We start from the raw sequence: 22762 nt of genomic DNA on the forward strand, positions 1-22762 counted from the left end.
ATCTCACGCCTCCCCACCGATCTCGCCCGAAACCCGCCGCAACGCCTCGGCCACCTCTTCGCGCCGCGCATAGGCGGCCCGTTCCAGCACCTTGCTGATGCTCGGCGACGCCTCCCCGCCGGTGACCCGTTCGATCGGCGCGTCGAGCCAGTCGAAGAACCGCCTCTGGATCTCGTCGGAGAGCCATCCCCCGTACGAGGTCCCGACCGGCCCCTGCTCGACGACGAGCACCCGGTTGGTCTTGCGGATGCTGGCGCCGAGCGTCTCCCAGTCGAGGCTCGCCCGGTCGAGCCAGCGCAGGTCGATCACCTCGGCGTCCACTCCGGACTCGTCCACGGCGGCCAGCGCCTCCGCGACCATCGACAGATAGGCCACCACGGTCACCGTCTCGCCGCTGCGGCGCACCGCGGCCCGCCCGACCGGCAGGTGGTAGTCGAAGTCGTCAACCGGGCCGGGGCCGGTGCTGTTGTAGAGATCGACGTGTTCGATCACGACCACCGGGTCTTCACAGCGCAGCGCCGCGTTCATCAGACCCACGTAGTCGTACGGGTCGGAGGGCGCGACGATCCGCCACCCGGGCGCCGTGGCGAACACGCCCGCGGGATCCATCGAGTGCTGTGAGCCGTACCCGGATCCGGTCGCGACCTTGCTGCGCAGCACCAGAGGCACCGGGCCGTCACCGCCGAACATGTGCCGCGCCTTGCCGACCTGGTTGAAGAGCTGGTCGGCGGCGACCCACATGAAGTCGGCGTACATGAACTCGACCACCGGCCGGAACCGGCCGTCGAGCGCGATGCCGCCGGCCAGGCCGGTGAACGCGTTCTCGCTGATGGGAGTGCCGAGAATGCGGTCGGGGAAGGCGGCCTTGAGCCCCTTGGTGGCGCCGTTGGTGCCGCCGTTGAGGCGGTGCACATCTTCGCCCATGACCACGATGCGGTCGTCTTCGGTCATGCGACGGCGCATCACCTCGGCGACCGCGTCGATGAACTTGACCTCGTGGACGGCGATGTCGCCACCGGCCAGTCGGGCGCCGTCGAACTCGCTGAGGTCGCCGCGCACGCCGACGTCGACGAAGGCGGGATCGGGCCACTCGGCGGGACGGATCTGCCGCTCCCCCGGTTTGCCGCCGGGCTTCGGTTCGAGCAGCACGTCACCGGCCGCGCTCATGGCCGCCTTGGCCGCCGACGCGGCCGCTTCCCGGGACTCGGCGGTCAGCAGGCCGCGCCGGATCATGTGGGAGGCGACGAGCTCGATCGGGTCACGGGCGCGCCATTCCGCCTCTTCCTCCTTGGTGCGATAACGGAAGGCGCTGCCCGGGAACGGGCCGTTCTGGTGGAAGTAGCGATAAGTGTCGGCCTCGACGAGCGTCGGGCCGCGGCCCTCGCGCATGTGGGCGGCGGCGTCGCGCATCGCCAGGTGGACGGCGAGCGGGTCTTGACCGTCGACGCGCCAGCTCGCGATGCCGAACCCCGGCCCGCGGGCCGACAGGCGGGGCTCGCCGGTGGCCTCGGCGACGCTGGTCGAAACGGCGTACTGGTTGTTCTCGACGAAGAAGCAGACCGGCAGTCGCCAGGCGGCGGCCAGGTTGAATGTCTCGAGCGTGGAGCCGATGTTGGCGGCGCCGTCGCCGAAATACGTCACCGCGACGGCGTCGGTGCCGGCCTGGCGACCGGCCCAGGCGAAGCCTGCCGCGAGCGGAACTCCACCGCCGACGATGGCGTTCGTACCCATCGCCCCGGCCTCTTTCCACTGCAAGTGCATCGAGCCACCACGGCCGTGGCTGTAACCCCGGGCGAGCCCGCAGATCTCGGCGAGGGTGCGGAGCAGCACCGTACGGATCTCGTCGGGCAGCTCGGCGGTGAGGTCGAAGCCCTTGGGCGCCACGTGCTGCAGCGCCTTGGCCAGGAACTGGTGGTGGCCACGGTGGGAGCCGTTGACCTCGTCGCCCGGGGCGAGGGCGAGGACCGACCCGACGGCGCCTCCCTCCTGCCCGATGCTGGAGTGGGCCGGCCCGTGCACGAGGCCCGCCGAGGCGAGCTCGAGCACGTATTCCTCGAACGCACGCACGAGCACCAGCTGGTGGAACATCGCGGCGAGCAGGGCAGGGTCGGCCGCGTCCCAGTCGGCGTCGGTGGTGACCAGTTCGGTCCACGGGGCGTCGGGGTGCAGCGGGTGGAGTTCCGGCATCGGGGGCCTCCTTCGTTCCCGCTCAGGCTGCCATGCATTGGATCCAATTTCCACCCCTGATCCGGACTTTCCTCAGCGGCTGCGGGAGCGGTACGGTCGATTGGATCCAACAGGAGGTGCCGACCATGGGTATGCCAGGGCTGCAGCGGCTCGACCACATCGGCTTCACCGTGCCCGACCTCGACGAGGCCCAGCGCTTCCTGGTCGACGTGCTCGGCTGCGAATACCTCTATTCCTTGGGCCCGTTCTCCGACGAGGGCACGTGGATGGCCGACCACCTCAACGTGCATCCGCGGGCCACCGTGCCGGAAAACCGCTTCTTCCGGCTTGGCGGCCAGGCCGTCTTCGAGGTCTTCTCCTACACATGCCCCGGTCAGCGCCGCGAGCCGCCGCGCAACAGCGACATCGGCGGCCACCACGTGGCGCTCTATGTCGACGACCTCGACGCCGCCGTCGCCCACCTGCGGGCGCACGACGTCACGGTGCTCGGCGAACCCACGGCGAGCCGCGGGCCGCATGACGGTCAGCGCTGGGTCTATTTCCTGGCACCATGGGGCATGCAATTCGAGCTGGTCTCCTACCCGCACGGGCGTGCCTTCTTCCGCGACGAGGGCAGCCACCGATGACCGTCGCCACTCAGCGCGTCGCCGAGCATCTGCGCCGGGCCATCCTCGGCGGCCACATCGCGCCCGGCGAGCGTGTCCGCCAGGAAGACATCGCCCAGCAGCTCGGCGCCAGCCGGTTGCCGGTGCGCGAGGCGCTGCAGATGCTGGCCGCCGAGGGCATGATCGAACACGAGCCCAACAAGGGCGCCCGCGTCCCGTGGCTCTCCATGCACGAGGTCGACGTCATGTACAAGATGCGCGAGCAGCTGGAACCCTTAGCCCTGGCCGAGAGCATGCCGTTCTTGACGCCCGGCGACCTCCTGCGGCTCGAAGAGATCCAGGACGAGATCGAGGCCGGCGTCGAGGTCGAGCAGTTCCTCGCGCTCGACCGCGAGTTCCACCTGCGGACCTACAGCGCCTGCGGCATCGACCACCTGACCTCGACGGTCACCCGGCTCTGGAACTCCACGCAGTACTACCGGCGCGCGTTCATGCATCTCAGCGGGCCGAGCCGGCGGTGGGTGGTCAACGCGGAACACCGCCTGCTGATGGACGCGCTGGGCCGTGGCGACGAGGTCGACGCCGGGCGTTTCCTGGCCGGGCACATCCGCCGTACGCGGATAGAACTCAACCGGCATCCCGAGGTCTTCGGGGAGGACTGATGATCGAGTTCCTGGTCAACGGAGAGTCCCGCCGGGTCGAGGCCGACCCCGAGACCCCTTTGCTGTACGTGTTACGCAACGAGCTCGGCTTGATGGGCGCCCGGTTCGGCTGTGGGCTGGGCCTGTGCGGCGCCTGCTTCGTCCACGTCGACGGCGTGTCCGTGCCGTCGTGCGACACGCCGGTGTGGTCCCTCGAAGGCAAGTCGGTGGTGACGATCGAGGGCCTGACGCCGCATCCGGTGCAGCAGGCGTTCCTCGACGAGCAGGCCGCGCAGTGCGGCTACTGCGTGACCGGCATCGTGATGACGGCCGCGGCCCTCCTCGAACGCCGGCCGCACCCCGACGAGCACGAGGTGGCCACCGCCCTCGACCGCCACCTGTGCCGGTGCGGCGCCCAGCAGCGCATGATCCGCGCGGTCGTGAAAGCCGGAACCACGGCGGCAGGTGAGGGAGATGGCTGAGCTGCCGCCCGGCCTCGCGGCGAACCCGATCCTGGCGCGATGGATCCAACCGGCCGCGGACGGGACGATCGCCGTGCGGGTCGGCAAGGTCGAGCTCGGCCAGGGCATCGTCACGGCGTTGGCGCAGATCGCCGCCGATCAGCTCGGCGTCGACATCGCAGCGATCAGGATGCTCCCGGCCGGCCCCGACGGTCCCGACGAGGGGCTCACCGCGGGCAGCCTGTCGATCATGAACTCGGGCTCGGCTCTGCGGGTCGCCGCCGCCAACGTCCGTGAACTGTTCGCAGCCGCCGCGAGCTCGGCCGCAGTCCGCGCGGCCACACCGGGAACGGCCGGAACGGACGCGACAACAGAGGGAACGGCCGGAGCGGGGACGGTCTCGTTCTCGTACGCGGAATGGGCCGGGCGGGTTGATCTCGAAGTGCCGGCTGATCCGGATGTTCCGCTGCGGGCGGAGCGGGAGTTCGTGGGTGCTGATGTGCCGCGGTTCGACCTGCCGGACAAGGTGTTCGGGCGGCCGCGCTACATCCAGGACGTCCGGTTGCCCGGGCAGATGTTCGGGCGTGTGATCAAACCACCGTCGCGCGGGGCTCGGCTGCTCTCGGTCGAGCCGGCGTTGCCCGCGGGCGTGATGCTCGTACGGGAAGGCTCTTTTCTCGGGATTCTCGCAGCTGACGAGGCTGTTGCGGTGCGGGCCGCCGAGGTCGTGCGGAAGGCGGCGCGATGGGCGGAGCACGACTCGTTGCCCGATGAGGACGAGCTCGACAAGTTCCTGCGGGCCGGGCCGCACGAGACGATCACGGTGGTGGACGACGGTGAAGAGCCGCCCGCGGGTGCGCGGGTGCGCGCGACCTACAGCCGGCCGTTCATCGCGCACGCCTCGATGGCGCCGAGCTGCGGCGTCGCGGTGTGGCGAGCGGCCGACCTGGTCGACGTGTGGTCGCACAGCCAGGGGATCTTCCTGCTGGGGCGGGCCATCGCCCGGGAGCTCGGGCTCGCGCCGGAGGGTGTCCGGGTGGAGCACGCCGAGAACGCGGGCTGCTACGGGCACAACGCGGCCGACGACGCGGCGTTCGATGCGGTGCTGCTGGCCCGCGCGGTGCCGGGAACGCCCGTCCAGGTGCTGTGGAGCCGTCAGGACGAGCTGGCATGGGCGCCGTTCGGCTCGGCGATGACGGCCGACGTCGCCGGCACGCTGACCGCGGACGGCCGGTTGTCGTCGTGGCAATACGATGTCTACAGCCAGGGACACACGGCGCGGCCGGGCTACGCGGGTGGCGTTCCGGGTCTGCTCTCGGCGACCCTGCTCGATCCGCCGGCCGACTATCCGGCCGCCGTCGACCCGCCCGCCGAAGCCGGCGCGGGCAGCACCCGCAACGCGCTGCCGGGCTACGACCTGCCCCGCCGCCGCGTCACCGGTCACCGGCTGATCGAGTCGCCGCTGCGCAGCTCGGCGATGCGGGCCCTGGGCGCCCACCTCAACGTGTTCGCGATCGAGTCATTCATGGACGAGGCCGCCCTCGAAGCCGGCCGTGACCCGCTCGACTTCCGGCTCGCGCACCTCAGCGATCCACGGGCACGGCAGGTTCTCGAATCCGCGGCAGAGGCGGCCGGCTGGGGACGCGAGCTGCCCGAAGGCGTCGGGCTCGGGCTGGGCTGTGCGCGCTACAAGGGCCGCGGGGCGTACTGCGCGGTCGTCGCCGAGGTGGAGGCCGAAACCGAGGTGCGGCTGCGCCGGCTGCACATCGCGGTCGACGTCGGTCTGGTGGTCAACCCGGACGGCGTACGCAATCAGATCGAAGGCGGCGCCACGCAGTCGGCCAGCTGGACGCTCGTCGAGCGGGTCCGCTTCGACCGGCGCCAGGTCACCAGCGATACGTGGGAGACATATCCGATCCTGCGTTTCTCGCAGACTCCGGCGATCGAGGTCACGGTGCTCGGCAGCGAGGAGAAGTCCGTCGGTGCCGGCGAGGCCGCCCAGGGCCCGACGGCCGCCGCCATCGCCAACGCCGTGGCCTCCGCGATCGGCGTAAGAGTGCGTGATCTGCCGCTGACCACCGAGGCGATCGTCGCCGCCATCGATCGCGACACCTGACCCGCCGCCCCAGCCAGGGTCGCCCGTTCAGGCCATGCCTCCCCCTCCGTCGTGGGTGGAAACTGCGGCATGGCGCTGATTAAGGCCGCCGATAACGATCCGTGGGCGAAGAAGCTGGCGGAGAAGAGGAACCACGTCCCGCGCGACGTCATGGCGCCCAATCTGTATGCCGGATCAAGTGTCTTGGCTCTTACGGCCGTGGCTCGTGCCTCGCGTCGCGGCCGTCTGATCAAGAAGGCACAACGCCTCCGCGAAGTCTTCGTCGAGGGCAGTCCCACCGAGGCCGTCAAGGCCGCGAAGACCTTCACCGAGAAGTTCCCGGACCTGCCCGAGGGATACGCCGTTCTCGCCGAGGCGCTGCTGCGCGACCGGCAGATCGAGAAAGCCGTCGCGGCGGCGGACCAGGCCGAGAGCCTCGGGCTACGGGAGGTCCCCGCACGCAAGCTACGAGCCGTGATCTACGAGGCAGCCGGCCGGTTGCGTAAGGCGATCACGGAGGTGGACGCACTGGCCGAGATCGAAGACGCGGCGATCCACCGAAAGGCCCTGCTCGCTCGGGCTCGTCTCAAAGCCTTCACCGGGAATCGCACCGAGGCGCTCGATGAAGCGACCGAGGCAATCTTCATGGAGAACGGCGTGGACGCCGACCGGATCCGCGCCTACATCTATCACCAGGAGAACGAGCTTAAGGCTGCCTTCGACGATCTCACCTGCGCACTGCAATTCCACACGGATCGGCAAGCCGACGCATCACAACGGGTCGACATCTTTCGGTACCGGGCGTTGATCTCCGACCTCCGCGGCGACCACGACCAGGCGACGAAGGACCGAGCCGAGGCCCGCGCCATCGCCGAGCGGATCTCGCCTCCGCGTCCCCCGAAACCGTCGCCGCCGCCGAAGCGGCGCGTCCGCAACTCGATCATCGCGCCGGTGGTGGTTGTCCTCGCGCTCGGCCTCGGGTCCGTGGTGGGGCTGCGCGACGAAATTTTCGCTCCGGACTCGGTGCGGGTCGGCGACCATCCGAGCGATGTGGCGGTCAGCCGGGACGGACGGTTCGTCTATGTCGCGAACACGGCCTCCGGCACCGTGTCGGTCGTTAATCCGGCCACGCGCCGGGTGACGGCCACCGTTCCGGTCGGCGGTCAGCCCCTTCATCTCCGGTTGTCCCCGGACGGGCGGCGGCTCTACGTGACCCGATTCATCGAGCCCGGCCTGGCCGTCGTGGACACCTCCAGCCGCAAGGTCATCCGGACGATGCTGACCGGAAGAGCCGGCGAGCTCGCGATCAGTCGGGACGGGCGCCACGCCTATGTGATCGAGTACGTCACCTCCGATCTCGACTCCAGCCGGATCGCCGTTATCGACACCCGCCTGAACACGGTCGTCGCCAGAATCACCGTGGCCGCCCCGAACGGGGTCGCGGTCTCGCCGGACGGGCGTCGGCTCTACGTCACACAGCTCTGGAACGAAACCGTCTCGGTGATCGACACCGCACGTAACAAGGTCATGCGGTCGATTCACGTCGGCTCCGGTCCGACCGGCATGGCGGTGTCGAAGGACGCCCTCTATGTGGGCGGAAGAGCCGAGATTTCCTTCGTCGACCGGGCCCGTGACCGGGTCGTCGCCAGCATCAGCGGCCGCCGGAGGTTGACGCGCCTGATCGTCTCGGGCGACGGCCGACGCCTGTACGCGGCCGGCGACGACTCGGTCAAGATTGCGATCGCCGACACAACGTCGCGGCGGGTGATTCGCAATCTACGGGCGGGTAGAAGCGCGGAAGGCATGGCGCTCAGCCCGGACGGCACCACTCTCTATGTGGCCGACCCGGCCAAGGACACCGTCTCGATCATCGACACCGGAGCGGAACGGGCCGGCTGAGGGCTGAGGCTGAGCCCGGTGCGGGAGCGGTGCACCGGGCTCAGCAGATTCGGGAGTTACCAGGTGGTGGCTATGTATTTGGATTCGAGGTAGTCGAGCATGCCCTCGTGGCCGCCCTCTCGGCCGATTCCGCTCTGCTTCACGCCTCCGAAGGGGGCCGCGGGATCGCTGACCAGGCCACGGTTCAGGCCGATCATCCCGGCCTCGATGGCCTCGCTCACGCGCAGGCCGCGGGCGAGGTCGGTGGTGTAGACGTACGCGACCAGGCCGTACTCGGTGTCGTTGGCCATCGCCACCGCCTCGGCCTCCGACGTGAACGTGACGATGGGCGCGACCGGGCCGAAGATCTCCTCGCGGAGGATCGCGGCGGACGGTGAGACGCCGGTCAGCACCGTGGGCGGGTAGTAGAAGCCTGCTCCGGAAGGGCGGGCGCCGCCGGTGGTCGCCGTGGCGCCGCCGGAGACGGCGGCTTGGACCAGGGAGTCGACCTTGGCGACGGTGTCCTCGTTGACCAGCGGGCCGACCTGGGTGTCGGGCGAGACGCCGGGGCCCACGCGCAGGGCGGACATGCGGGACGTCAGGCGGGCGGCGAACTCGGCGGCGACGGATTCCTCGACATAGAAGCGGTTCGCGGCCGTACAGGCCTCGCCGCCGTTACGCATCTTCGCGATCATCGCGCCCTCGATCGCCGCGTCCAGGTCGGCGTCGGCGAAGACCAGGAACGGCGCGTTGCCACCCAGCTCCATCGACGTGTTCACCACGTTGTCGGCGGCCTGGGCGAGCAGGATGCGGCCGACCTCGGTGGAGCCGGTGAAGGACACCTTGCGTACGCGGGAATCGTGCAACATCGCCGAGACGACCTTGCCCGAGCTGCGAGACGGCAGCACATTGACCACGCCGGCGGGGACACCGGCCTCGGCCAGGATCGCCGCCATGGCCAGTGCGGTGAGCGGGGTGTCGCTGGCCGGTTTGAGGACGACGGTGCAGCCGGCCGCCAGCGCCGGACCGATCTTGCGGGTGGCCATGGCGGCCGGGAAGTTCCACGGCGTGACCAGCACACACACGCCGACCGGCTGCCGGGTGACCAGGATGCGGTTCGCGCCGGAGGGGGCGGTCGCGATCGAGCCCGCCGCCCGCACGGCTTCCTCGGCGTACCAACGGAAGAACTCGGCCGCGTACGCCACCTCGCCCTTCGCGTCCACGAGGGCTTTCCCGTTCTCGAGGCTGACCAGCTGGGCCAGCTCGTCGGCGCGTTCGGTCATGAGCCCGTACGCCGTACGAAGGATCTCCGAACGCACCCGGGGCGCGGTGGAGGCCCAGTCGGCGGCGGCGGTGTACGCGGCGTCGACGGCGGCGAGCGCGTTGTCGACCGTGCCGTCCGCGACCGACGCGATCACGTCGCCGGTCGCGGGGTCGAGCACGTCGAAGCGGGATTCGGCCGGCACCCACTTGCCGCCGATGAAGAGATCAGTCTCCACTCGTAGCTCTCCTAGAATGTCAAACGGCTTTGTGGACAAGCGGCCACTGTGGACAGGCCTCGGGAGGGGCTTGACAAGTGATAAATTGTCCGAGGCTCGTCCCCCAGGGAGTGGTGGGGTAGGGCCAGTTGCAGGTGATCCAGCTGCAGGTGATCCAGTTGCAGGTGATCTAGTAGGGGTTGGCTACGACGAGATCCTCGGCGGGGAACAACGTCAGGATCCGGGGGCCGTCTGCGGTCACGACCACCTCCTCCTCGATGCGGGCGGCCGAGAAACCGTCGTCGGCCGGGCAATACGTCTCCAGCGCGAACACCATCCCCACCTGCAGCTCCACCGGCGCCGTCATGCTGTTCAAGCGCGAGATGATCGGCCGCTCGTGCAGTCCCAGCCCCAGCCCGTGCCCGAACTGCAGGCCGAACGCCGCCATCTCGTTCTCGAACCCGAACTCGGTCGCCTTCGGCCACACCGCCGCGATCTCGTCCGTCCCCACGCCGGGGCGTACCACCGCGATCGCCGCGTCCATCCACTCGCGGGCCTTCTTGTACGCCGAGCGCTGCGACGCCGTCGACCGCCCGACCCCGAGCGTGCGGTAGTAGCAGGTCCGGTAGCCGTTGAACGAGTGGATGATGTCGAAGAACGCCTGGTCCCCGGGGCGGATGATGCGGTCCGAGAAGTTGTGCGGGTGCGGGTTGCAGCGTTCGCCGCTGACCGCGTTGATCGCCTCGACCTGGTCGGACCCCATCTCGTACAGGCGCTTGTTGGCCATCGCCACGATCTCGTTCTCGCGGATGCCGGGTTTGAGCACCTCGACGATGTCCTGGTAGACGCCGTCGACCATGGCCGCGGCCTGGTTGAGCAGCATGATCTCGTCCTGCGACTTGATCAGCCTCGCGTCGAGCATCAGCTGCTGGCAGTCGACGACCTTCAGGCCCTGGCGCTGCATCTCGAACAGGAACGCCGGTTCGACGATGTCCACCCCGACCGGCGCATCGGCCAGCCCGGCGTCGTCGAGCATTCCTTTGATTTCCCGTACGGCGGACTCCATCAACCCGGCCGACGGGGCGATCGCGCCGCGCATCCCCAGCATGCCCGCGCGGCAGTCGGACTCGTCGAGCCACGGCGCGTACAGCTTGTGGTGGCGTGCCGCCGAGCCGAAGTCCCAGAGCGTCGGCCCGCCCGTACGGGTGAGCAGCGCGTACCGGGTCATCTTGTCGCCCAGCGCCCCGCCGATCCACGTCTGCGTGGTGTAGCGGATGTTGTAGAAGTCGAACAGCAGGAACGCGCCGCACTCCGAGCCGGCCAGGGCCTTCTGGGCGCGTTCGAGGCGGTAGCGGCGCAGCCGGTCGAAGTTGATGCGCTCCTCGTAGTCGACCGCCATGTGCCCGGGGGCGGCGATGGGCCGGCTCATGACTCGCTCCCGAGACCGTCGTCGACCTGGGTGTCCTCGGGCTTCAAGGTCATACCGGAGGCGGCCGCCTGCTGGTCGAGCAGGATCGCGAAGTCCTCGGTGACCCGGCCGCTGGAGACGGTCTGCTGCACCAGCTGAGCGGTCAGCGCGGCCAGCGGCATCGGCACGTCGAGTTCGTGGCCGACCGCGAGCCCCAGGTCGAAGTCCTTGCGCAGCAGCAGCGGCGTGAACGTGGGCGTGTAGTCCAGGTTCACGAAGGCCGGCGACTTGTAGCGGGTGAACACCGAGCCCATCACGCTGTCGTTGAGGAAGTCGAGGAACGCCGCCCGGGAGACGCCGCCCTTCTCGGCCAGGACCGTGATCTCGGCCATGCACTGGGTGACCACGCCGAGCATCAGGTTGTGGCAGATCTTCACGAGGCGGGCCACGTCGCCCTCCCCCACGTACGTAACCGATTTTCCGATCGCCGAGAGCAGCGGCTCGACCTGGTCGAACGTCTCCGCAGGACCGGACGCGGCGATCGACAGCTTGCCCGCCGCCGCCACCTTGCCGTTGCCACTGACCGGGGCGGCCAGGAACGCCACACCACGGGACAGACATTCGGCACGTACGAGCTCGGACGACTCGGTCGAGACCGTCGAGCAGTCGACGAGCACCGCGGGCACGGACGCGGGGTCGGCGAGCAGCCCATCCTCCCCGAGCAGCACCTCTTCCAGGTCGGCCGGAGTGGAGACCATCGTGAACACCACGTCCAGGGAACGCAGGTCGGCGATGCTGTCGACGACGGTGCAGCCGGTGGCTTCGGCCTTGGAGCGGGTCCGGTTCCAAACCACGGGGGCGTAACCGGCGCGGTCCAGCCGGGACACCATCGAGGCACCCATCCGTCCCGCGCCGATCCAGCCGACGGTGAGGTTTTCCGACATCTCAATTACTCCTCTGGGACGACGCGGGCGAAGCGGGTGACGCAGGCGGCGACGAAACCGGCGGCGACGACGACCAAACAGGCGATGCGGGCGCGGAACCGCCGAGATACAGCGAAGCCATCTCGGGGTGGTCACGAACCTCGGCGGCGGTCCCGGTGAGACGGACCTTGCCGCCCTCCATCACGACGCCGTGGGTGGCCAGGCCGAGACCCAGCCGCACGTTCTGCTCGACCAGCAGCACGGTCGTGCCACCGGCGTTGAGGCTCTGGATCAGCGTCGCCACCCCGGCCAGGCTGCGCGGGTCGAGCCCGAGCGACGGCTCGTCGAGCAGCAGCAGCTTGGGGTCGAGCATCAGGCAGCGCGCGATCTCGACCATGCGGCGCTGCCCGCCGGACAGGTTGCCGGCGTGGTCGGCCGCGCGTTCGGCGACGATCGGGATGCGGTCCACGATCGACGCGTACCGCGAGGCCAGCAGCTTGCGGTCGCGCCGGATCATGAATCCGCCGAGCATCACGTTCTCGCGCACGGTCATGCCCGGGAACAGCGCCTGTGACTGCGGCACCTGGGTGATCCCGTGGGCCAGGATCCGGTCGGGCGACAGCGGGTGCAGAGCCACCCCACCCATTTCGATCTTTCCCGTACGGCATTTCAGCAGCCCACTGATCACTTTGAGCACCGTGGACTTGCCGGCGCCGTTGGGGCCGACGATGCAGGTGATCGTGTTGTCGGCGCAGTGCAGGTCGACGCCCTGCAGCACGTTGCCGCCGTTGCCGTAGCCGGCGGTGACGTTCTCAAGCGTGAGCATCCTGCGGCCTCCAGTCGTCGCCGAGATACGCGTCGAGCACCACCGGGTCCTCGCGGATCTGCTGCGGTGGCCCGGACGCGATGCACGAGCCGCGGGCGAACACGTGCACCGGGTCGCACAGGTCGAGCACGAGCGGGATGTTGTGCTCGACGACCAGGAACGTGACACCGGCCTGGTTGAGTTCGCGGATGACCCCGGTGAGCCGGCCCAGCAGCGACGGGTTGACGCCGCCGGCGGGTTCGTCGAGCAGGATCAGTTCCGGCGAGAGCATCAGCACCTGGGCGAGTTCGACCAACTTCTGCTGCCCGTACGAGAGTTCGCCCGCCCGCTGGTCGGCGAACCGGGCCAGCCCGACGACGCCGAGCAGGTCGCGCGCCCGGGCGGCCTCGTGACCGCTGACGGCGTCGGCGAACATGGTCCGCAGCCGCCCGTCCGGCAGCGGCGCGACCACGTTCTGCAGCACGGTCATGTCCTTGAACAGCCGGGTCACCTGGAACGTGCGGCCGAGCCCGAGGTGCCCGCGGGTCCAGGGGGCCAGCTTCTCGATCCGCTTGCCGTTGAACGTGATCGTGCCCGAGTCGACCGGCATGTTCCCGGTGATCAGGTTGAACAGGGTCGTCTTGCCGGAGCCGTTGGGCCCGATCAGCGCCGTGATCGATCCGCGTTCCACGGTCAGGTCGGCGTTGTCGACCGCGACCAGCCCGCCGAACCGTTTCGAGACGCCGCGCACCTCGAGCAGCGGCCCCGGCGTGACGGGGGCGTCGGGAAGTCGCTCCCGGACCACGGCCACGGTCTGATGGGACAGGGCCCCGGTCTGGTCGGTGTACTTGGTCTCGACCGGGTGCCGCTTACGCCAGGCGGCCTGCAGCGTGGGCAGCAGCCCGGCCGGCAGGAACAGCACGACGGCGACGAGGATCAGGCCGAGGATGAGCACGCGGGACTGGGTGCTGCCGCCGTACACGGTCGCCGCCTCGTTGACCAGCGAGACGATGAACGCGCCGATCACCGGCCCGTAGAGCGACCCCCGCCCGCCCAGCAGCGCCGAGAGGACGATCAGGACGCTGCCCAGGATGGCGAACGCGCCCACCGGGTTGAGGAAGGTCTGGTAGTACGCGTACACCCCGCCCGCCGCGCCGATGAAGAAGCTGCTGGCCGCGTACGCCAGGATCTTGAAGACGGTGGTGTTGACCCCGATCGAGGCCGCTTTGCCCTCGTCCTCGCGGATGGCGATCAGCCCGGTGCCGAACTTGGTGCGGGCGATCCACGCGCTGAACAGCACGGTCAGCACGAGCAGGATGAGGAACGCGTAGTAGAACGGGATGTTCTGGAAGTCGGCGCTCCAGAACGGCAGTTCGAGCGTGATGCCGTCCGAGCCGTTGGTCAGACCGTCCCAGTTGGTGGCGACGATCTGGGCCGACAGCAGCAGCGCGATGGTGATGATGACGAAGGCGTGGCCGCGGGTGCGCAGCACGACCGAGCCGAACACGATCGCGATGACCACGGCCGTGACACCGCCGAGCGGGGCGACCCAGAGCGGGTTGACGCCGGTGTGCAGGGCGATGATGGCCGCCGTGTACGAACCCAGGCCGAGGAACATGCTGTGCCCGAGGGAGATGTATCCCGCGTACCCGGAGATGATGTTCCAGCTGGATGCCTGGATGGCCAGCAGGAACGCGATCAGCATGACGCCCTGGGGGTAGGGCTGCCACGGGTTGACGACCGGGTAGAGCACCAGCAGCAGAAGGACGATGCCGGCGATCAGATGCTGCCGGGGAATGCGACGCAGGAAGTTCATGCTGCGTCCTCCCTGAGCCGGGCGCCGAACAGACCCTGGGGACGGACCAGCAGCACGACCATGATCACGAGGTAGAAGACCAGCGTCGACCACTGCAACGACCCGTACGTGGCCGTCAATGTCTCGGCCAGCCCGAGGATCAGAGCTCCGCACAGGGCGCCGGGCAGGCTGCCCATGCCGCCGAGCACGACGATGCCGAGCAGCCGGGAGATCCAGTCGTAGTGCGAGGCCGGGAAGAACGGGTAGAGGACCGAGAGGATCGACCCGCCCACCCCGGCGCTGGCGCTGCCGAGCGCGAACGCCAGAGCGGCGGTGGCCGTCGCGCCGATGCCGACAAGAGCGGCGGCCGACGGGTTCTGGGAGGTGGCGCGGATGGCCCGGCCCGTCCAGGTGCGGGTGAGCACCAGATAGAGCCCCCCGAGCACGGCGACGGCGGCCAGGAAGCCGTACACCTGTGCCTTGGGAAGCAGGATGTCGCCCAGCCGGAAGCTCTCCTCGAAATAGGCGGGAGTCGCCGACCGGAACCGGTTGCCGGTCACGATGTTCAGCACGCCCTCGATGACCAGGGCGAGGCCGAACGTCAGCAGCACCGACATCGACGCCGCCTGCCCGCGGATGCGGCTGATCACGAACCGGTAGAGCACCCACCCGAGCCCGAACATCAGCGGGGCGGTGATCACCGAGGCGAGGATCGGGTCGAGCCCGGTCGCCCGCCACAGCCACCACGTGAAGGTCGCGACGAGGATGAGGAACGCACCCTGCGCGATGTTGACGATCCGCAGCACCCCGAAGATCAGCGTCAGACCGCTGGCCATCAGGGCGTAGATGCCGCCGATCAGCACACCGAGCGCGAGCGCCTGGACGAACTGGGCCATGAGCCGCTCACTTCCAGTCGGGCTTGGGGTTCACGACGTTCTGGGTCGTGGCCGCCTCGGCCGGCGCCACCACCTGGGCCTTGCCGCTCTGCCACTGGCCGAGCAGGAACTTGCCCTTCGGCTCGCCGGTGGCTTCCCAGCTGAGCGGACCGAGGATGGTGGTGACCTCGTTGGCGTGCAACCAGTCGGCGATCTTGGCCTGGTCGACGGCGCCGACCGCGGTCACACCGGCGGCGAGGACTTCGGCGGCCGCGTACGCGTCGGCGGCGTCCTCGGCCGGGTCGGCGTTCTCGAACTTCGCCTTGTAGTCCGTCACGAACTCGGCGTTCTTCGGGGTCTTGGCGTCCTGGTGCCAGCTGACCGTGTAGAACACGCCCTCGGTGCTGCCCACGCCGACACCGGAGCTGTACTGACCGGCGTTGCTGGGCGCCGACGTCTGGAACATGATCTTCGGCGAGTACTGCAGCTGCTTGAGCGAGCGGACCAGACCGACGCCGTCCTCGAAGACCGCGCCCTGGGCGATCAGGTCGGGCTTCTTGGCCGCCATCTGCTGGGCCACGGCCTGGAAGTTGGTGGTGTCGGCGGGATAGGTCGACTGGTAGACGGTCTGCACGCCGAGCGCCTCGAGCTGTTTCTGCATGCTCTCGATGACCGGCGCCGCGAACGGGTCGTCCTGGGTCGGATAGGCGGCCGTCTTCGGCTTCTGGTCCTCGGGCAGCGACTTGATCCAGTCGACGAACACGTCGGCCTGGTGCGGCGCGGTGGCCGGCTGCGCGAAGAACAGGTATTTGAAGCCGCGGGTGAACATGTTGGGAGCGCCGCCGGCCGGCTCGACGAAGACCATCTGGTTCTTCTCGGCCACGGCCGAGGCGGCGTAGTTGAGCAGCGACGAGAACGTGCCGAGGAGCAGGTCGACCTTGTCCTGGGTGATCAGCTTGGTGTAGTCGCTGACTACCGTGTCCTGGTTGCTGGCGTCGTCCACGATCTTGAGCTGCACCTGGCGGCCGAGCAGGCCACCGGCCTTGTTGATCTGGTCGGCCCACACCTCGTAGCCGCGTTTGGCCTCGGTGCCGGGCTGGGAGAAGTCGCCGGTCAGCGGCAGCGAGATGCCGATGACCAGGGGTTTGTCGGTGTCACTGGCGGCCTTCTCGGAAGGACGCGAGCCGCACGCGGCCAGGCCGATGCTGAGCGTGGCGGCGAGGGAGGCGGCAAGGACGGATCGTCGGGAGACGGATTTCTCGATCATCTGGCCCTCCAGGAGGGGTGAGCGGGGCCGCAATCGTTTGCGTTGTGATGATGACCACGGTGTTACGTGTGTGTCAATGGTGCGAAGAGTTGCAGGTAAATCAAGTCTTGCTTCACTGCAATCGAGTGCGGTTCACTGCTTGCCATGACGCCGCCCCTGCGCCTCGGGTCGTTCACCCCGTCCGTCCTGCTGCGCGTCGCCCGCCGGCTCGGCCGCCTCGATCGCGAGGTCGTCGAGACGCTGGTGCCGTCGTCGCCGGCCCAGTTCCGCACGCTGCTCGACGGCGGGTACGACGCCGTGCTGACCAGTCCTGACAACGTGCTGGCGTATCGCTGGAGCCCGGTCAACCCGCTCGGGGTCAACGCGCCGGTCGAGATCGTGGCGGCGATCGACCGCGGCATGGGCCTCGCGCTCTACGGCTCCGCCAGGAAGGGCGCCCGGTTCGCGGTCGACGTCCCCGGTTCCGGCTTCGCTTTCGCCATGTACGCGCTGGCCGAGTCCCTGGGGCTGGCCCGCGACGACTACGAGATCGTCACGCTGGGCTCGACCCCGAACCGTCTGCAGGCCCTGCTGGCCGGGGAGTGCGACGCGACCATGCTCAACGCCGGCAACGAGCTGCACGCCGAGGCGGCCGGCTTTCGACCCCTTGCGCGTACGCCGGAGGTCTGCGGCCCGTACCTCGGGGCCGTTCTCGCGGCCCTCGAGCCCGGCCCGGTCACCTGGCTGGCCGACGCGCTCACCACGACCGCGGCCGAGATCGTCGCCGGGCAGCACGACGACATCGTCATCGTGGAGGCCGTCGATGCGCTCGGACTCCCCCAGCCGCTCGCCGTCCGCTTCCTCGATCGGCTGCGCAGCCCGGAGGACGGTCTCGTCGCCGACGGCAAGGTCGACCGGGCCGCCCTGGAGACGCTGGTCGGCCTGCGCCGCCGCTTCGGTCCGGCCCTCGACGGCGATCCCCTCGCCGCGGCGCTGGAATGACCTCCCCCGTACGCCTGCTGCAGGCCACCACGTTCGTGAGCACGATGGACCGCTTCCTCATGCCGCCGATGCTCATCGCCCTGGCCGCCGGTCTCGGCGTGCCCCTGGCGGCGGTGGTCCAGACGGCCGGGGTCTACTTCCTCGCGTACGGGATCATGCAACCGATCTGGGGAGTCGTCTCCGATCGGCTGGGGCGGGTCCGCACGTTGCGCCTGACCCTGACCGCGGCGGCGGTCGCGGCCGCCGGGTCGTCCGCGGTCACCACGGTCGGGCAGCTCGGGGTGGCCCGGGCCCTGACCGGCGCGGCGTTCAGCGCGGCGGTCCCGGCCAGCCTGATCTACGTCGGCGACACCGTGCCGGGCGAACGGCGCCAGACCGAGGTGACCAACCTGATGGTCGGGGTCGCCCTCGGCACCGCCCTGGCCTCGGCCGGGGCCGGGGCGCTGGCCGCCGCGGCCGGGTGGCGGGCGGCTTTCCTGGTCTCGGCGGCGTGCGCGCTCACCCTGGCCTTCCTGCTGCGCGCGCTGCCCGAACCACCGGCGAGCCGCCCGCCCGAGGGTCCGCTGGCCCAGTTCGGCCGGCTGTTCCGGTCCCGCTGGGCTCTGCTGGTGCTGCTTCTCGCGTTCGTCGAGGGCGGCATCCTGCTCGGGGGGCTCACCCTGCTGCCCGCGGCCGTCGAGTCGACCGGGGTCAGCGCCGCCCTGGCCGGGGCGGTCACCGCGACGTACGGGATCGCCGTTCTGATCTTCGCCCGGCTGGTCGGTGTGCTGTCGCGGCGGTGGCCGGCGTGGCCGCTGATCGCGGTCGGTGCCGTCGCCGCGGTGGTGGCGTGTTTCGCGGCCACGATGTCGCGTGGGGTGTGGACGGCCGGGGCGGTGGCGGTGCTGATCGGGCTGGCCTGGGCGGCGATGCACTCGTCGCTGCAGACGTGGGCGACCCAGGTTCTCCCGGCGGCCCGGGCCACGATGGTGTCGTTGTTCGCCGGGTCGCTGTTCGCCGGCAGCGCGGTCTCGGCGGCCGTGTTCGCCGGGCCCGCCGAGGCCGGGGACTATCGCGTCGCGTACGCGAGCCTCGGTCTGGCCATGATCCCCCTGGGACTGGTCGCCACGGTGGCGAGGGCACGATGGAGGCCGGCATGACAGAGCCTAAGGTGGTAAGGATGACGGCCCCGACGCTTCGCGACGTCGCGCAGCTCGCCGGGGTGCACCCCGCGACCGCTTCCCGCGCGCTCAACCCGCAGACCCGCCCGCTGGTCAACGCGGACACCGCGCGCAAGGTGCTGCGCGCCGCCGAGTCGATCGGCTATCAGCCCAACCCGATCGCGCGCAGCCTCAAAACCGCCCGCAGCAGCACGGTGGGCCTGGTCATCCCCGACCTGACCAACCCGCTGTTCCCGCCGATCGTGCGCGGCATCGAAGACGTGCTCACCCCGGCCGGCTACAACGCGTGGATCGTGAACACCGACAACGACCCGGGCCGGGAGGAGACACAGGTCGAGTCGCTGCGCTCGCGCCAGGTCGAGGGGCTGATCGTGGCCACCGCCCGCCGCGAGCACCCCCTGTTGCAGCGGTTGCATCAATCGGGCGTGAGGATGGTGCTGGTCAACCGCCGGGTCGACGGCCTGGAGCTGCCGTCGGTGGCCGCGGACGACGACGCCGGCATCGCGATGGCCGTGGCCCACCTGGCCGAGCTCGGCCACACCCGCATCGCGCACCTGGCCGGCCCGCAGCAGACGTCGACCGGGGTGGCCCGCGCCCGCGCGTTCCGCCACGCGATGATCGACAACGGGCTGACCGACGACCCGGCCCTGACCGTCGAGTGTGGCTACTGGAGCGAGAGCGAGGGCGCCCAGGCGCTGCGAAAGCTGCTCGACTCGGGCGCGCGGTTCACCGCCGTCGTCGCCGGCAACGACCTGATCGCGCTGGGCTGTTACGACGTGTTCGCCGAGCGCGGCCTGACCTGCCCCGACGACATCAGCGTGGTCGGCTTCAACGAGATGCCGTTCCTCGACAAGATGCGCCCGCCGCTGACCACAGTGGCCATCCCTCACTATGAGATCGGCGTCGAGTCGGCCCGGCTGCTGCTCGACACCCTGGAAGACCCGGAACGCCACCCGCGCTCGGTGCTGCTGGCGCCTTCCCTGGTCGTGAGGGCGTCGACTGCTCCGCCGAAATAAATCCGCGCCCGGAGGGAACCGGCGTCGCGCACGATGCCTTTGGGACGGGTGAAGCAGGTTCACTCGGCAACGGGGGTACGCGATGACACAGCCTCTCAGGGAGCTGCTGGACGACGCGGTGGCCGGCGTCGAGCCTGGTTCCCGCGACCCGGTGGCGTCCGTGATGGGGCGCCACCGGGCCGCGCGACGCCGCCGGGTTGTGGCCGGAGCGGTGGCGTGCGTTCTGGCCGTGGCGGCGGCCGGGGGCGCGCTGGCAGCGAGCCGGCACACGGTCAACCGGCCGTTGCCTCCGGTCGGCGTGGTGCCGGCGGAGCCACCGACACCCCGGGTCGTCGACGGGGTGATCGTGGCCGGCGCGTTGCGGCTGCCCATCCCGGACGGGTGGCGCGTCACCGCCCGGGGATCCGGTGAGCAGTGCCCGCCCTGGGACAACGAGGTCATGATCCACCGGGTGGGCGCGGCCGACTGCTCCACCTCCTCGATCAGGGTGTCGGCCGTCAGAACCAACGCCTACCCCGTCGGTTCGATCCTGGAGGCACCCGGCGACGACGTGTTCACCCCGCTGCCCCTGTTCACCCTGCGCGGCGGCGAACCGGCCCTGGTCGGCGAGCACGCCTTCACCACCAGCCAGACCACCATGGTGCTGCCGTGGTCGAGGGTGGAAGTCGACTTCTATCTCGACGGTCCCGCATCCCGGGCCATCGTCGACACGATCACCACCGAGCCCACCGGGAGCGGCCGGCTCAACCTGCCCGCGTCGGTGCGCTCGGCCGACTTCACCCGGCCGGACGCCTCGGGCAAGTTCACGCTCGCGAGCCACGGCCGGATCACGGATGCGGCGACGATCGGGAAGGTGACCAGCCTCCTGCGCGACCAGAGGAAAGTGGTCAGCCCCGAGGACGCCTGCGCTGCCCCCGATGACCCGGGCGCGCTGCTGATCGCGGACGCCTTCATCGTCGTGACCCTCGGCGAGGACTGTCAGGAGGCCTTCTCGGATCAGGGCGGGCGGGTGAAGCTCAGCGACAGCGCCGTCCGCGAGCTGACCCGGCTGTTCGGGATCGAGGTCCGATGAGCGGCACGGACCGCACTCCGCCGGGGTTCGCCGAGTTCGTCTCCTCCCGCTATCCGGCGCTGACCCGCTACGGCACGCTGCTCACCGGCGACCGTGGGCACGGCGAGGATCTGGCGCAGGAGGCGCTGGTGAAGACGTTCCGGGCGTGGCGGCGTCTGCACGAGCAGGGCGACCCGGAGGCGTACACGCGCCGGGTGATGGTCCGGGCCGCGTGGCGGGCGGGAAAGCGGTTGTGGCGGCGGGAGGTCCCGGCGGCCGCTCCGCCCGAGCGGGCCGCGGGCGGGGACGCGTACGCCGATCGCGACACCGCCGAAGTCGTGCTGGAGGCGCTGCGGGGGCTGCCCGCGGCGCAGCGCGTGGTGCTGGTTCTGCGCTACTGGGCCGGGCTGTCCGAACAGGAGATCGCGGCCCAGCTCGGCTGCTCGACCGGCACGGTGAAGAGCCGGGCCAGCCGGGCGATCGCCGCGCTGCGGCAGGCCGGTGGCCCGCTGGCCGAGGCGTTCACGGAAAACGGGCCGCACCAGCCGGTGCGACCCGTTCCGTGATCGTGAGATCGGGCCGCGTCAGACGGCGCGGCCCGTTCCGTGATCGGTTGTTCAGCGACGGTGGAACCAGTGCGTCCACGCGCCGCGCCAGTCGCCGCCGCGCCAGTTGTTGTAGACGCCACCGTAGTACCAGTTGTCGTTGTCCCAGTTGTCGTTCCAGTCCTCGACCGTGAGGACCCACGCGCCACGGCCGAAGCCGCCACGCACGCGGTCGCAGTCGTAGTCGTCCCAGCGGTCGCGGATCTCGCCGATCCGGCCGACGCGCTCACAGGTGCGCAGCGACCGGAAGTAGCCGACAACCTCGTCGTCGTCCCAGCCCCGGTACGAGCTCGAAGCCGAGGACGTGGTCGACGAAGCGCCCTGCGCGGTGCCGGTCGCGGCCTGGGCCGGAGCCGCCGCGATCGTCACGGTGCCGAGCCCCAGGCCGGCGATGGCCAGAAGACGGGTAACGCGGTTCATTTCTCTTCCCCTCTCGACATAACGTCTTGCGATTCCAGAGAACCACGTATGGGACGAAAGGGATTAAATACGCATTTTGGTCACCCGATCGGGGGCACCAAGCCGTACGGGAAACCGCTCCGAATGCCTGGACAACAAGGTCTGGGGGTTGGCGTGTCCGAGATGGTGGCCGGACGATACCGGCTGATCACGCTGGTCGGCCGGGGCGGCATGGGGCAGGTGTGGCAGGCCTGGGACGAGTTGCTGGGCCGGCCGGTGGCGGTCAAGGAGGTGCTGGCCTCACCCGGCGACTCGGTGCGGGAGGCCCGGTCCGCGGCCCGGCTCGACCATCCGAACGTGGTGCGGGTCTTCGACGTGGTGAGCATGCCCGGAAGGTCGTGGATCGTCATGGAGCTCGTGCCGTCGCGCTCGCTGCACGAGGTGGTCGAGCAGGACGGGCCGCTGCCGCACCGCCGGGCCGCCCGGATCGGCCTGGTGCTGCTCGACGCGCTTTCGGCGGCGCACGCGGCCGGGGTGCTGCACCACGACGTCAAGCCCCGCAACGTCCTGATCGGGCCGGACGGCCGGGTCGTGCTCACCGACTTCGGGCTGGCCACGATCGGGGCCGTCGCGCCCGACCCGCAGGCCGGGTTCCTGATGGGCACGCCGGCCTTCGTCGCACCGGAACGGGCCCGGCTCGGGGAGTCGAGCGAGAACACGGACCTGTGGTCGCTGGGCGCCACCCTCTACGCCGCCGTGGAGGGCCGCCCGCCGTACGACCGGGCGACCCAGATCGGCACGCTGACCGCTCTGCAGAACGAGGACCCGGATCCACCGCGGCACCCGGGCCCGCTGCACGACGTGATCGCCGCGCTGCTGGCCCGGGACCCGCGGGAGCGGTGCACGGCCGCGCAGGCCCGCGAAGGCCTGGCCGCCGTGCTGCGTCCGCCGTTGCCGTTGCTGACCCGGCGGCCGCTGATCGCCGCCACCGCCGCCGCGGGTGCGGCACTGGTCGTCGCGAGCGGGGTCCTGCTGTTCGGGCCGGCCGCCGGGGCCGATCCTTTGCACAGCCCCGGCCCGGCCGTGACGACCAGCGTCCCAGCCCGCCTACCGTGAGGAGCAGCCGCCCCGC

Annotated in this window: 20 protein-coding genes; 11 read left to right on the plus strand and 9 right to left on the minus strand. The window is 70.2% G+C overall.

The genetic code is table 11. The features are described 5' to 3' along the window. Window positions 1–3 precede the first annotated feature (3 nt). On the minus strand, window positions 4–2187 hold the full coding sequence (locus JIG36_RS02720) for an alpha-ketoacid dehydrogenase subunit alpha/beta (RefSeq protein WP_203374361.1): 2184 nt from the start codon (window positions 2185–2187) through the stop codon (window positions 4–6). A gap of 125 nt (window positions 2188–2312) precedes the next feature. Here JIG36_RS02720 and JIG36_RS02725 point away from each other — a divergent pair, with 125 nt between their 5' ends. From JIG36_RS02725 to JIG36_RS02745, 5 genes are read left to right on the plus strand one after another with little or no spacing between them, the layout of a single operon-like run. Continuing rightward, entirely contained in the window at window positions 2313–2813 is a 501-nt protein-coding gene (locus JIG36_RS02725) for a VOC family protein (protein WP_203374362.1), read from the plus strand. Further along, window positions 2810–3454, plus strand: a complete 645-nt coding sequence (locus tag JIG36_RS02730; RefSeq protein WP_203374363.1) for a GntR family transcriptional regulator — start codon at window positions 2810–2812, stop codon at window positions 3452–3454. The genes JIG36_RS02725 and JIG36_RS02730 overlap by 4 nt, the downstream gene beginning before the upstream one ends. After that, window positions 3454–3915, plus strand: a complete 462-nt coding sequence (locus tag JIG36_RS02735) for a (2Fe-2S)-binding protein (RefSeq protein WP_203374364.1) — start codon at window positions 3454–3456, stop codon at window positions 3913–3915. Before JIG36_RS02730 ends, JIG36_RS02735 begins: the two co-directional genes overlap by 1 nt. Next, the gene (locus tag JIG36_RS02740; RefSeq protein WP_203374365.1) at window positions 3908–6010 is read left to right on the plus strand and encodes a molybdopterin cofactor-binding domain-containing protein; all 2103 of its coding nucleotides are present in this window, start codon (window positions 3908–3910) and stop codon (window positions 6008–6010) included. The genes JIG36_RS02735 and JIG36_RS02740 overlap by 8 nt, the downstream gene beginning before the upstream one ends. A gap of 51 nt (window positions 6011–6061) precedes the next feature. Continuing rightward, a complete protein-coding gene (locus JIG36_RS02745) occupies window positions 6062–7888 on the plus strand; it encodes a YVTN family beta-propeller repeat protein (RefSeq protein ID WP_203374366.1) in 1827 nt (608 codons plus the stop codon). 56 nt (window positions 7889–7944) lie between these two features. Here the strand turns inward: JIG36_RS02745 and JIG36_RS02750 are convergent, their stop codons facing one another. The 7 genes from JIG36_RS02750 to JIG36_RS02780 form a co-directional block, all read right to left on the minus strand. Beyond that, the gene (locus JIG36_RS02750; RefSeq protein WP_307872538.1) at window positions 7945–9366 is read right to left on the minus strand and encodes an NAD-dependent succinate-semialdehyde dehydrogenase; all 1422 of its coding nucleotides are present in this window, start codon (window positions 9364–9366) and stop codon (window positions 7945–7947) included. A 169-nt stretch (window positions 9367–9535) separates the two neighbouring features. Then, complete coding sequence (locus JIG36_RS02755; RefSeq protein WP_203374367.1) at window positions 9536–10774, minus strand: M24 family metallopeptidase; 1239 nt, start codon at window positions 10772–10774, stop codon at window positions 9536–9538. Continuing rightward, window positions 10771–11697, minus strand: a complete 927-nt coding sequence (locus JIG36_RS02760) for an NAD(P)-dependent oxidoreductase (protein WP_203374368.1) — start codon at window positions 11695–11697, stop codon at window positions 10771–10773. Before JIG36_RS02760 ends, JIG36_RS02755 begins: the two co-directional genes overlap by 4 nt. 1 nt (window position 11698) lies before the next feature. After that, entirely contained in the window at window positions 11699–12502 is an 804-nt protein-coding gene (locus JIG36_RS02765) for an ABC transporter ATP-binding protein (protein ID WP_203374369.1), read from the minus strand. After that, entirely contained in the window at window positions 12489–14297 is a 1809-nt protein-coding gene (locus JIG36_RS02770; protein ID WP_236045490.1) for a branched-chain amino acid ABC transporter ATP-binding protein/permease, read from the minus strand. Before JIG36_RS02770 ends, JIG36_RS02765 begins: the two co-directional genes overlap by 14 nt. Beyond that, window positions 14294–15172 (minus strand): branched-chain amino acid ABC transporter permease, encoded by an 879-nt coding sequence (locus JIG36_RS02775; RefSeq protein WP_203374370.1) that lies wholly within the window; start codon window positions 15170–15172, stop codon window positions 14294–14296. The genes JIG36_RS02770 and JIG36_RS02775 overlap by 4 nt, the downstream gene beginning before the upstream one ends. A gap of 7 nt (window positions 15173–15179) precedes the next feature. Next, the gene (locus tag JIG36_RS02780; protein ID WP_203374371.1) at window positions 15180–16418 is read right to left on the minus strand and encodes an amino acid ABC transporter substrate-binding protein; all 1239 of its coding nucleotides are present in this window, start codon (window positions 16416–16418) and stop codon (window positions 15180–15182) included. Window positions 16419–16562: 144 nt separating this feature from the next. Here JIG36_RS02780 and JIG36_RS02785 point away from each other — a divergent pair, with 144 nt between their 5' ends. The 5 genes from JIG36_RS02785 to JIG36_RS02805 all read left to right on the plus strand — a co-directional run bounded on the left by JIG36_RS02785 (window position 16563) and on the right by JIG36_RS02805 (window position 21192). After that, window positions 16563–17399: a PhnD/SsuA/transferrin family substrate-binding protein gene (locus tag JIG36_RS02785; protein WP_203374372.1), complete on the plus strand. Its 837-nt coding sequence runs from the start codon at window positions 16563–16565 to the stop codon at window positions 17397–17399. Continuing rightward, the gene (locus tag JIG36_RS02790; RefSeq protein WP_203374373.1) at window positions 17396–18538 is read left to right on the plus strand and encodes an MFS transporter; all 1143 of its coding nucleotides are present in this window, start codon (window positions 17396–17398) and stop codon (window positions 18536–18538) included. Before JIG36_RS02785 ends, JIG36_RS02790 begins: the two co-directional genes overlap by 4 nt. A 20-nt stretch (window positions 18539–18558) precedes the next feature. Continuing rightward, window positions 18559–19575: a LacI family DNA-binding transcriptional regulator gene (locus tag JIG36_RS02795; RefSeq protein WP_203374374.1), complete on the plus strand. Its 1017-nt coding sequence runs from the start codon at window positions 18559–18561 to the stop codon at window positions 19573–19575. An 82-nt stretch (window positions 19576–19657) separates the two neighbouring features. Further along, window positions 19658–20647 carry a hypothetical protein gene (locus JIG36_RS02800; RefSeq protein WP_203374375.1) on the plus strand — a complete coding sequence of 330 codons (990 nt, stop codon included), beginning with the start codon at window positions 19658–19660 and terminating at the stop codon, window positions 20645–20647. Then, window positions 20644–21192, plus strand: a complete 549-nt coding sequence (locus tag JIG36_RS02805) for a SigE family RNA polymerase sigma factor (protein ID WP_203374376.1) — start codon at window positions 20644–20646, stop codon at window positions 21190–21192. The genes JIG36_RS02800 and JIG36_RS02805 overlap by 4 nt, the downstream gene beginning before the upstream one ends. A 51-nt stretch (window positions 21193–21243) precedes the next feature. Here JIG36_RS02805 and JIG36_RS02810 read toward each other — a convergent pair whose 3' ends face one another. Next, window positions 21244–21651 carry a hypothetical protein gene (locus JIG36_RS02810; protein ID WP_203374377.1) on the minus strand — a complete coding sequence of 136 codons (408 nt, stop codon included), beginning with the start codon at window positions 21649–21651 and terminating at the stop codon, window positions 21244–21246. Window positions 21652–21813: 162 nt separating this feature from the next. On the opposite strand from JIG36_RS02810, the gene JIG36_RS02815 reads away from it, so the two are divergent. Next, window positions 21814–22746 (plus strand): serine/threonine-protein kinase, encoded by a 933-nt coding sequence (locus JIG36_RS02815; protein ID WP_203374990.1) that lies wholly within the window; start codon window positions 21814–21816, stop codon window positions 22744–22746. Window positions 22747–22762: the final 16 nt, after the last annotated feature.

The sequence above is a fragment of the Paractinoplanes ovalisporus genome (assembly GCF_016834655.1).
GTDB classification, from domain to species: domain Bacteria; phylum Actinomycetota; class Actinomycetes; order Mycobacteriales; family Micromonosporaceae; genus Actinoplanes; species Actinoplanes ovalisporus.

Excerpts from the sequence above, each read along its gene's own strand:
- JIG36_RS02775 (WP_203374370.1), bottom strand. The coding sequence starts at position 15,172 with ATGGCCCAGTTCGTCCAGGCGCTCGCGCTCGGTGTGCTGATCGGCGGC.
- JIG36_RS02810 (WP_203374377.1), bottom strand. The coding sequence starts at position 21,651 with ATGAACCGCGTTACCCGTCTTCTGGCCATCGCCGGCCTGGGGCTCGGC.
- JIG36_RS02735 (WP_203374364.1), top strand. The coding sequence starts at position 3,454 with ATGATCGAGTTCCTGGTCAACGGAGAGTCCCGCCGGGTCGAGGCCGAC.
- JIG36_RS02805 (WP_203374376.1), top strand. The coding sequence starts at position 20,644 with ATGAGCGGCACGGACCGCACTCCGCCGGGGTTCGCCGAGTTCGTCTCC.
- JIG36_RS02725 (WP_203374362.1), top strand. The coding sequence starts at position 2,313 with ATGGGTATGCCAGGGCTGCAGCGGCTCGACCACATCGGCTTCACCGTG.
- JIG36_RS02765 (WP_203374369.1), bottom strand. The coding sequence starts at position 12,502 with ATGCTCACGCTTGAGAACGTCACCGCCGGCTACGGCAACGGCGGCAAC.
- JIG36_RS02760 (WP_203374368.1), bottom strand. The coding sequence starts at position 11,697 with ATGTCGGAAAACCTCACCGTCGGCTGGATCGGCGCGGGACGGATGGGT.
- JIG36_RS02795 (WP_203374374.1), top strand. The coding sequence starts at position 18,559 with ATGACGGCCCCGACGCTTCGCGACGTCGCGCAGCTCGCCGGGGTGCAC.
- JIG36_RS02720 (WP_203374361.1), bottom strand. The coding sequence starts at position 2,187 with ATGCCGGAACTCCACCCGCTGCACCCCGACGCCCCGTGGACCGAACTG.
- JIG36_RS02755 (WP_203374367.1), bottom strand. The coding sequence starts at position 10,774 with ATGAGCCGGCCCATCGCCGCCCCCGGGCACATGGCGGTCGACTACGAG.
- JIG36_RS02770 (WP_236045490.1), bottom strand. The coding sequence starts at position 14,297 with ATGAACTTCCTGCGTCGCATTCCCCGGCAGCATCTGATCGCCGGCATC.
- JIG36_RS02785 (WP_203374372.1), top strand. The coding sequence starts at position 16,563 with ATGACGCCGCCCCTGCGCCTCGGGTCGTTCACCCCGTCCGTCCTGCTG.
- JIG36_RS02800 (WP_203374375.1), top strand. The coding sequence starts at position 19,658 with ATGACACAGCCTCTCAGGGAGCTGCTGGACGACGCGGTGGCCGGCGTC.
- JIG36_RS02740 (WP_203374365.1), top strand. The coding sequence starts at position 3,908 with ATGGCTGAGCTGCCGCCCGGCCTCGCGGCGAACCCGATCCTGGCGCGA.
- JIG36_RS02780 (WP_203374371.1), bottom strand. The coding sequence starts at position 16,418 with ATGATCGAGAAATCCGTCTCCCGACGATCCGTCCTTGCCGCCTCCCTC.
- JIG36_RS02730 (WP_203374363.1), top strand. The coding sequence starts at position 2,810 with ATGACCGTCGCCACTCAGCGCGTCGCCGAGCATCTGCGCCGGGCCATC.
- JIG36_RS02815 (WP_203374990.1), top strand. The coding sequence starts at position 21,814 with ATGGTGGCCGGACGATACCGGCTGATCACGCTGGTCGGCCGGGGCGGC.
- JIG36_RS02790 (WP_203374373.1), top strand. The coding sequence starts at position 17,396 with ATGACCTCCCCCGTACGCCTGCTGCAGGCCACCACGTTCGTGAGCACG.